This window comes from Nocardia sp. NPDC004604 (assembly GCF_040609795.1).
Classification (GTDB): Bacteria; Actinomycetota; Actinomycetes; order Mycobacteriales; family Mycobacteriaceae; genus Nocardia.
On sequence record NZ_JBEXLC010000239.1, the window covers coordinates 1 to 8,268 of the forward strand.

Here is an 8,268-nt window from a genome sequence, read left to right on the forward strand (position 1 = left end):
GGCACGTGAACTCGTCTCGCGCGCCGAGGGATTCGATGCCGAGGTCGACGACCAGTCGGCGCAGACCGCGCTGATCGCCGTGCAGGGTCCGGCCGGGCACGATCGTCGCGCACACCTCCGGCGCCAATGGCGTCGGCCTGCTGGCTCCGCTGGCCGAGCGCGGCGCACTGCCGCTGGCCATCCATCCGGCGATGACCTTTACCGGACACGATGAGGATGTCGCCCGGCTCGGCAACGCCTGCTTCGGCATTACCGCCGCCGACGAGATCGGTTTCGCCATCGCGCAATCGCTGGTGATCGAGATGGGCGGCGAGCCGGTCCGGGTGCAGGAAGAGAATCGCCAGCTCTATCACGCCGCACTCGCGCACGGCAGTAATCACCTGGTCACGGTGGTCCTGGACGCGGTGGACGCATTGCGCGCCGCGCTCGCAGGTCCCGGTCTGCTCGGCCAGCAGATCGTCGACGATCAGCCCAACGGTCTGGCCGAGCGATTGCTCGCCCCCTTGGCCTCGGCCGCACTCGACAACGCGCTGCGCCGCGGGCAGGCCGCGCTGACCGGTCCGGTGGCGCGTGGCGACGCGGATGCCGTCGCGGCGCATCTGGCCGCTCTGGCGGCCGTCGATACTCGGCTGGCCGCGGGCTATCGTGCCATGTCGCTGCGCACGGCCGAGCGCGCGAAGACCAATCCGGCTCTGATCGAGCTGCTGGAAGGAGGCCGATAGTGGATCCGAAATTTGCCCGGCGTGAGCGACGGGCCCGGAGGCGGCAGCGTGCGTAACCACGTAGGGCCCCGCGAGCGCCAAATCGGGCCCAGCGCCTACCGGCGCGGTGAGCTGACCGTGCACCACGATCCCGAGGTGATCGCCGCGGTCTCGAAGGCCTTGCGCGGTGTCGGACGCACGGTCGGACTGGTGCCGACGATGGGCGCGCTGCACGAGGGGCACCTCGAGATCGTGCGCCGGGCCAAGCGGACCAATCAGGTGGTCATCGTCTCGATCTTCGTCAATCCCCTGCAGTTCGGCGCGAACGAGGATCTGGACAAGTACCCGCGCACCCTCGACGCCGATGTGGAGCTGTTGCGCGCGGAGGGTGTGGAGCTGGTATTCGCGCCGAGCGCGTCCGATATGTACCCGGACGGCCCGCGGACTACCGTGCACCCCGGCCCGATCGGCGCCGAGCTCGAAGGCGCCAGCCGGCCAACGCATTTCGCGGGCATGCTGACCGTGGTCGCCAAGCTGCTGAATATCGCGCGCCCGACCGAGGCGTTCTTCGGTGAGAAGGACTATCAGCAGCTCACGCTGATCCGGCAGATGGTGCGCGATCTGAATATGGATGTGCGGATCGTCGCGCTGCCGACGATTCGCGAACCCGACGGACTCGCGCTCTCCTCCCGAAATCGGTATCTGGATGCGGCGCAGCGCGAATCGGCGCTGGCGCTGTCCGCGGCGCTGGCCGCGGGGCGGCATGCGGGCGCACTCGGCGCGGATGCCGTGCTCACGGCCGCGCGTGCGGTGCTCGACGCCGCCCCCGGTGTCGATGTCGATTACCTCGAACTGCGCTCGTCCACACTCGGTCCGACCCCGGCGAACGGCAATGCGCGGCTGCTCGTCGCCGCCAAGGTCGGCGCCACCCGCCTGATCGACAACACTGCCGTCGCGCTCGGCGCACCCATAGGCAGTGTTGTTTCGAGCGACCTGCAAGCAGTCGCTAGCGACGGCGGCCATCCCACACTTCCCGATTCGCGCACCGCCGCGACCGACTCCCAGCCTGCCAAGGCCAACATTTAGGAAAGGCGACAGCGATGTTGCGCACCATGATGAAGTCGAAGATCCATCGCGCCACGGTGACCCACGCCGATCTGCACTATGTCGGTTCGGTGACCGTCGACCAGGATCTGCTCGACGCCGCCGATCTGCTCGAGGGCGAGCAGGTCTGCATCGTCGATATCGACAATGGCGCCCGCCTGGAGACCTATGTGATCGCCGGTGAACGCGGTTCGGGTGTCATCGGGATCAATGGCGCCGCAGCACATCTCGTACATCCGGGCGATCTGGTCATTCTGATCGCCTACGGCATGATGGATGAGCAGGAGCTGAAGGAGTACGCGCCGAAGGTTGTCTTCGTCGACGAGCGCAATCGGCCGACCGACCTCGGCGCCGATCCGGCGCACGCGCCGGATGGTTCCGGTCTGGTCAGCCCGCGCTCGCTGACCACCGTCTGATGCTACTGACCATTGATGTCCGAAATACGAGCATCGAGCTCGGATTGTTCTCGGGCAGTGGTAGTCACGCGAAGCTGGTACGGCACTGGCGGATGCATACCAATCCGCTGCTGACCGCCGATGAATTCGCCATGCAGGTGCGCGGGTTGGTCGGTGCGCAGGTGGAAGAGATCATCGGAGTTTCGGCGCTGTCCACGGTGCCGCCGGTACTGCGCGAGATCCGATCGATGCTTACTCGCTATTGGGATCATGTACCGCATGTGGTGGTGGAACCCGGCGTGCGAACCGGTATTCCGCTGCTGGTCGACAATCCCAAGGAAATCGGCGCCGATCGCATCGTGAACACCCTTGCCGCACATCATCGTTTCGGCACGGCCGCGATTGTCGTGGATTTCGGCACCGCCACCACCGTTGATCTGGTATCGGCGAAGGGCGAGTTTCTCGGCGGGGTGCTCGCACCGGGTGTGGAGATCTCCAGTGAGGCGCTGATCGAGCGCGCCGCATTGCGCCGGGTCGAGTTGGCCCGGCCGCGTTCGGTGGTCGGCAAGAACACCGTCGAGGCCATCCAATCCGGGGCGATTTTCGGCTTCGCGGGTTTGGTGGACGGCCTGATCGATCGGATTCGCGATGAATTCGACACGTTCGCCGGTGACGATGTCGCGGTGGTCGCGACCGGCACCGCCGCACCGTTGATCGTGCCGGAATCGGAGACCATCGACCACCATGAGCCGCATCTCACGTTGACCGGATTGCGCCTGGTCTACGAGCGCAATCAGCGCCGTAAGGGTGGTTGATATGCCCACCTGGGGTGCGCGCGCATGACCGGCCGCTTTGCCGCCGGTTTTTGCGCTGCTACACTCGCTCCCGTGTTTTCCCGCGTGCGCACCCAGGAGTGTTGTCGAGGCTGACCTGCCTCGACCGATCGAGGCTGACCAAGTCCCTCGACCGTTGACATACTCCTGGAGATTCGCTCATGCGTTCTTCTGTTCTTTCCATCAATTCCGCACGTAGCGCCCTGACGGCCACCCCGCCGCTCGATCGTGCTGTCTCTTCCGCATTACCCACCCGCCTGCGTCCCGCCGATTTGCTCCGGCTGACCGACGAGGGCGCCGAAGACGTACTCGCGGGACGCTACGACCATCTGTTGCCAGCCAATGGAATTTGGCCCGTCGAGGAGCGCTGGGCCACCCGGCTGCTCGCCGATGACGAGGTCGATGTCTGGCTGATCAGTTGGACACCGGGCAAGTCCACCGAATTGCACGACCACGCCGGATCACTCGGCGCACTGACCGTGCTCAGCGGCGCGCTCTCGGAATTTCGCTGGAACGGAACGGAACTGCGCCGCCGCACGCTGACCGCGGGCGACCAGGCCTCTTTTCCGATCGGCTGGGTGCACGACGTAATGCGCGCACCGGCCGCCGCCGGCGACTCCTTGCAGGCCGCCAGAAACGGCACGGCTGAATCGGTCGGGCCGCTCGATCCCACCCTCAGCGTGCACGCCTATTCGCCGCCGCTCACCGCCATGTCCTATTACGAGGTGACCGGTCACGGCACCTTGCGCCGCACCCGAACCGTCCTCACCGACCAGCCCGAAGGTGATATGTAATGACCCGTTTGACCATCGATCAGATGCTCGAGAACGCACGGGCCCGCCTGAACCGCGTCTATGCCTTCGAAACGCCGAAGGCGGTCGACCGGGGCGCGATTCTGGTGGATATCCGGCCGCAGGCCCAGCGGGCCCGTGAGGGCGCGCTGCCGGGTGCGCTGGTGATCGAACGGAATGTCCTGGAATGGCGCCTGGACCCGTCGAGTTCGGCCCGGTTGGCGCTGGCCACCGATCACGATGTGGAATGGATCATCGTCTGCTCGGAGGGCTATACCTCCAGTCTCGCCGCCGCGGCGCTACAGGAACTCGGGCTGCATCGGGCCACCGATGTGATCGGCGGCTATCAGGCTTTGAAGGCGGCCAGTCTGCTCGCGGTCGGCGTCCGTGCGCCGCACTTCGCCCGTGAGGTCGAGGCGCTGGCAACGCTCTAATTAGGGCGGAAACCACTTCCATCTCGAAACATAGCAGCGCGCAATGGCTTTCGGTCCGGCGCCGGTTCGCGCCCGGTATTCGGCGTGCCGGACAACGCCGGAAAACGGGCCGTTGTGGCCCGTTCCTGGCGCTGTCGATTCGGCCCCGGCCGGTCATCCCCGGGCGGCCCGCAAATCGATTTCCGGTGCCCGCTAGGGTTGTTGAACGTGAGCACCCCGAACACGTCTTCATCCGGTCGCTCCGCGGGTTCGGTTCCTGCGGGGCAAACCAACCGTCCCGCGCCCGCCGCGGACGACGTTCCGGAGCAGATGCGGATTCGGCGCGAGAAGCGCGAGCGGCTGATCGCCGATGGCGGTGAGGCCTATCCGGTGGTGGTGCCGCGCACACATACCCTCGGCGAAATTCGGGCCGCCTATCCGGCGCTAGAGCCGGATACCCAGACCGGTTTGCAGGTCGGTGTGGTCGGCCGCGTCATATTCATGCGCAATACCGGCAAGCTATGTTTCGCGACGCTGCAGGAGGGGGACGGCACCAAACTGCAGGCGATGATCAGTCTCAACGGCGTCGGCGCCGATGCGCTCGCGGCCTGGAAGGCCGATGTCGACCTCGGTGACTTCGTTTTCGTGCACGGTGAGGTGATCTCCTCGCGGACCGGGGAATTGAGCGTTATGGCCGATTCCTGGTCGATGTCGGCCAAGGCCCTGCGGCCGCTGCCGGTGGCGCATAAGGAGATGAACGAGGAGTCGCGGGTACGGCAGCGCTATGTCGATCTGATCGTGCGTCCCGAGGCCAGGGAAATGGCCAGGACCAGGGTCGCGGTGGTCCGCGCGATGCGCAATGCGCTCGAGCTGCGCGGCTTCCTCGAGGTGGAGACGCCGATGCTGCAGACGCTGCACGGCGGTGCGGCGGCGCGGCCGTTCATCACCCATTCCAACACCCTCGATATGGATCTCTACCTGCGAATTGCGCCGGAACTGTTCCTCAAGAGATGCGTGGTCGGCGGCCTGGAACAGGTCTTCGAGATCAACAGGAACTTCCGCAACGAGGGCGCGGACTCCACACATTCCCCGGAGTTCGCAATGCTCGAAACGTATCAGGCATACGGCACCTACGATGACTCCGCGCGGATGGTTCGGGAATTGGTGCAGGAAGTTGCCGAAGAGGTCTTCGGTACCCAGGTGGTGACACTTGCAGATGGCACCGAATACGATCTCCGCGGCGAGTGGGCAACGGTGGAGATGTACCCATCGCTCTCCGACGCACTTGGCGTATCAGTGACACCGGAAACGTCGATCGAGGAATTGCGAGCGCTTGCCGATCGGGTCGGCCTGGAAATTCCCGAGGACAAGGGCTATGGCCACGGCAAACTGGTCGAAGAACTGTGGGAGCACCAGTATGGTGACAAGCTCTACGCACCGACTTTCGTACGCGACTTCCCGGTGGAGACATCTCCGCTGACGAGGCAGCATCGCAGCAAGCCCGGAGTTACCGAGAAGTGGGATCTCTATGTGCGCGGCTTCGAGTTGGCAACTGGCTATTCGGAGTTGGTCGATCCGGTGATCCAGCGTGAGCGGTTCGTGGATCAGGCGCGGTTGGCCGCACAGGGTGATGACGAAGCTATGGTGCTCGATGAGGACTTCCTTGCCGCGATGGAGCACGGCATGCCTCCGACAACGGGTACCGGTATGGGAATCGATCGCTTGTTGATGGCACTGACGGGATTGGGAATCCGGGAAACGATACTGTTCCCAATTGTGCGTCCAGTCACTCGCTGACGATCGGATTGCATAGCTCGGCCCTCGTCTTGGAATTTTCGGAATTCGGGGTATTCTTGCCTCGGGTAATCGGCCTAGTATGCGGGTCGCACGATTTCGAGAGGACGTTCATCTCATGGCAAAGAAGGTCACCGTTAGCCTGATCGACGATGTCGATGGTGAGTCCATCGCGGACGAGACCATTGAGTTTGCGATCGACGGTGTGTCGTACGAGATCGACCTGTCGTCGGCAAATGCGTCAAAGCTGCGCGACGGGCTGGAAGAGTGGGTTTCGAGTGCTCGGCGCGTCAGTGGTCGGCGCCGGGTCAAGGCCGCGGTCGCTGCTCCCGGTGCTGCGAAGAGCCGGGTCTCGATCGACCGTGAACAAAGCGCTGCAATTCGCGAGTGGGCGCGCCGGAATGGACACAAGGTGTCCGCGCGTGGGCGTATCTCGGCTGACATCACCGATGCGTACAACAAGGCCGCGAAGGGCTGAGTTCTTATTTTATTGGGCCGCCGCCCGGGCGAATCGTGCGACGCCGGGGCGGCGGCCCGTTTGTGATAGGCCTTCGATATGAAGATGGCCGAGAGTCGATTCGATCTTGCTCGCGGTACCAGGACGCGGCACCATGGAACTGTGCGTAGGACGTCACTGGCGGTATGGAGAGATGAGGTATCGGCGCAGTGACTGGTTTCATCGGATCGTTGTTGCGATTCACTGATGACTCGGGTCGTCAGCAGGAGCTGATGCTCACCCCCGACCAGGAGCGCGTCACCATCGGGCGCTCCCCGCAGGCCGATCTGGCGCTGCGCTGGGACGCCGAGGTCTCGCGTCTGCATGCGGCGATCGAATACCTTGGCGCGCACTGGACAATCGTCGACGACGGCCTGTCTCGCAACGGCACCTTCGTCAACGGTGAACGACTCGTCGGCCGCCGCCGTCTGATGGCGGGCGATCGGATCCGGGTCGGCACCTCGCTGGTTTCGTTCCACGAATTCGGGGGCGTGGCCGATGACGCGACCCGAACCTCGACCGGCGCCATTCCCACGCTGCGCTCGCTGACCGATACCCAGCGGTCGGTGCTCATCGCACTGTGCCGTCCCTATAAGAACGGTGCGGGTTTCGCAACTCCGGCTTCCAATCAGCAGATCGCCGAGGAATTGTTCCTCAGTGTCGATGCGATCAAGACTCATCTGCGGGCACTGTTCGCCAAGTTCGGTGTGGAAAATCTGCCGCAGAATCAGAAAAGGGTCCGACTGGCCGGTTTGGCCATGCAGAGCGGATTGATCTCTGACCGAGACTTGTGAGCCCATTCCCTGCGGGGTGTGGACGCTCGCTTAGGTGGCCGAGCTTCTCAACCATGGATGGTCTCGACGGCAACCGGTGTACTTGACTCATCATCGGACCGAGTGATTGGGACAAGGTCCGGGCTATGAGGCAGGAGAAATTCATGTTCGCGCTACGACTCGCCGCGCTGGTGGCGGCCACGCTCGCAACCGGCCTGATCGCGGGCGTCTTCTACGCTTATGCGACGTCGGTGATGCCCGCGCTGAATCGCACCGACGACCGCGCGATGATCGACGTGATGCAGAAGATCAACGTGGTCATCATCAACCCGTGGTTCATGATCGGGTTCATGGGCACGGTCGGGTTCACCGTCCTGGCGGCCGCACTGCACCTGGGCAAGGAGCATCGCACCACGCTGATCTGGCTCGGTATTGCCCTGGCGCTCAATGTGATCGCCTTCGCGGTCACCTCCGGATCGAATGTGCCGCTCAATGATCAACTGGCGGCCGCGGGCGATCCGGCTCAGATCGCCGATCTGGCCAAGGTGCGCGCCGATTTCGAATCCGCTTGGGTGCGTTGGAATATCATTCGGGCGATCCTGCACACGCTGGCCTTCCTGGTGCTGAGCGGTGCGCTGTTCGTTGCCGGTATCCAGCACGGACGTGCACAGGCCTCGGGTTCGGCTGCTAACCAGCAGGTTTCGCAGGCACAGCCGGTGCCCGCCGGAGTGCAGACCGCAGGTCAGCCGTACCGCGCGCCGATTATGGCCCAGCAGTACGCATTTCGGTCGGCGGCCGGGCAGTACGCCGCGCACCCGGCGGGGGCGCAGCACCTCGGTTAGGACCGGGCTCGTACCCGACCGAGTCGCTCGCCCGGCCAACCGGACGCCGAAGGCAGTCCTCGCGGTCGCCGTACTCCTACTCGCTATCTGTACCGCCGCCGGTGGGTCGATCACTGATCGACCCAC

At 64.6% G+C, this 8,268-nt stretch carries 10 protein-coding genes and 1 pseudogene; 10 read left to right on the top strand and 1 reads right to left on the bottom strand.

Annotated elements, in window-relative coordinates:
• The coding region (locus tag ABZW16_RS41795) for a hypothetical protein (RefSeq protein ID WP_354961714.1) at nt 1-181 on the bottom strand (181 nt) is incomplete at its 3' end.
• On the opposite strand from ABZW16_RS41795, the pseudogene ABZW16_RS41800 reads away from it, so the two are divergent.
• The 10 genes and pseudogenes from ABZW16_RS41800 to ABZW16_RS41845 all read left to right on the top strand — a co-directional run.
• Nucleotides 96-722 (top strand): annotated as a pseudogene (locus tag ABZW16_RS41800) (DUF2520 domain-containing protein); the annotation flags it as partial. The gene ABZW16_RS41795 and the pseudogene ABZW16_RS41800 sit on opposite strands and share 86 nt — an antisense overlap.
• A gap of 48 nt (nt 723-770) precedes the next feature.
• Entirely contained in the window at nt 771-1,787 is a 1,017-nt protein-coding gene (gene panC, locus ABZW16_RS41805) for a pantoate--beta-alanine ligase (RefSeq protein ID WP_354961705.1), read from the top strand.
• Nucleotides 1,788-1,801: 14 nt separating this feature from the next.
• The gene (gene panD, locus ABZW16_RS41810) at nt 1,802-2,221 is read left to right on the top strand and encodes an aspartate 1-decarboxylase (protein ID WP_354961706.1); all 420 of its coding nucleotides are present in this window, start codon (nt 1,802-1,804) and stop codon (nt 2,219-2,221) included.
• The gene (locus ABZW16_RS41815) at nt 2,221-3,015 is read left to right on the top strand and encodes a type III pantothenate kinase (protein WP_354961707.1); all 795 of its coding nucleotides are present in this window, start codon (nt 2,221-2,223) and stop codon (nt 3,013-3,015) included. The genes panD and ABZW16_RS41815 overlap by 1 nt, the downstream gene beginning before the upstream one ends.
• A 179-nt stretch (nt 3,016-3,194) precedes the next feature.
• Nucleotides 3,195-3,827 carry a cysteine dioxygenase family protein gene (locus ABZW16_RS41820; RefSeq protein WP_354961708.1) on the top strand — a complete coding sequence of 211 codons (633 nt, stop codon included), beginning with the start codon at nt 3,195-3,197 and terminating at the stop codon, nt 3,825-3,827.
• Nucleotides 3,828-3,835: 8 nt separating this feature from the next.
• The gene (locus tag ABZW16_RS41825) at nt 3,836-4,258 is read left to right on the top strand and encodes a rhodanese-like domain-containing protein (RefSeq protein ID WP_354961711.1); all 423 of its coding nucleotides are present in this window, start codon (nt 3,836-3,838) and stop codon (nt 4,256-4,258) included.
• A 309-nt stretch (nt 4,259-4,567) separates the two neighbouring features.
• On the top strand, nt 4,568-6,034 hold the full coding sequence (gene lysS / locus ABZW16_RS41830) for a lysine--tRNA ligase (protein ID WP_354961712.1): 1,467 nt from the start codon (nt 4,568-4,570) through the stop codon (nt 6,032-6,034).
• Nucleotides 6,035-6,149: 115 nt separating this feature from the next.
• The gene (locus tag ABZW16_RS41835) at nt 6,150-6,509 is read left to right on the top strand and encodes an Lsr2 family protein (protein WP_354961709.1); all 360 of its coding nucleotides are present in this window, start codon (nt 6,150-6,152) and stop codon (nt 6,507-6,509) included.
• A gap of 251 nt (nt 6,510-6,760) precedes the next feature.
• The gene (locus ABZW16_RS41840; protein ID WP_354961713.1) at nt 6,761-7,321 is read left to right on the top strand and encodes an FHA domain-containing protein; all 561 of its coding nucleotides are present in this window, start codon (nt 6,761-6,763) and stop codon (nt 7,319-7,321) included.
• Nucleotides 7,322-7,446: 125 nt separating this feature from the next.
• Complete coding sequence (locus ABZW16_RS41845) at nt 7,447-8,142, top strand: anthrone oxygenase family protein (RefSeq protein WP_354961710.1); 696 nt, start codon at nt 7,447-7,449, stop codon at nt 8,140-8,142.
• Nucleotides 8,143-8,268: the final 126 nt, after the last annotated feature.

What these genes read in the sequence shown, in the direction of transcription:
- ABZW16_RS41815 (WP_354961707.1), top strand. Translation starts at nt 2,221, where the DNA reads ATGCTACTGACCATTGATGTCCGAAATACGAGCATCGAGCTCGGATTG.
- ABZW16_RS41840 (WP_354961713.1), top strand. Translation starts at nt 6,761, where the DNA reads ATGCTCACCCCCGACCAGGAGCGCGTCACCATCGGGCGCTCCCCGCAG.
- ABZW16_RS41845 (WP_354961710.1), top strand. Translation starts at nt 7,447, where the DNA reads ATGAGGCAGGAGAAATTCATGTTCGCGCTACGACTCGCCGCGCTGGTG.
- ABZW16_RS41835 (WP_354961709.1), top strand. Translation starts at nt 6,150, where the DNA reads ATGGCAAAGAAGGTCACCGTTAGCCTGATCGACGATGTCGATGGTGAG.
- panD (WP_354961706.1), top strand. Translation starts at nt 1,802, where the DNA reads ATGTTGCGCACCATGATGAAGTCGAAGATCCATCGCGCCACGGTGACC.
- ABZW16_RS41820 (WP_354961708.1), top strand. Translation starts at nt 3,195, where the DNA reads ATGCGTTCTTCTGTTCTTTCCATCAATTCCGCACGTAGCGCCCTGACG.
- lysS (WP_354961712.1), top strand. Translation starts at nt 4,568, where the DNA reads ATGCGGATTCGGCGCGAGAAGCGCGAGCGGCTGATCGCCGATGGCGGT.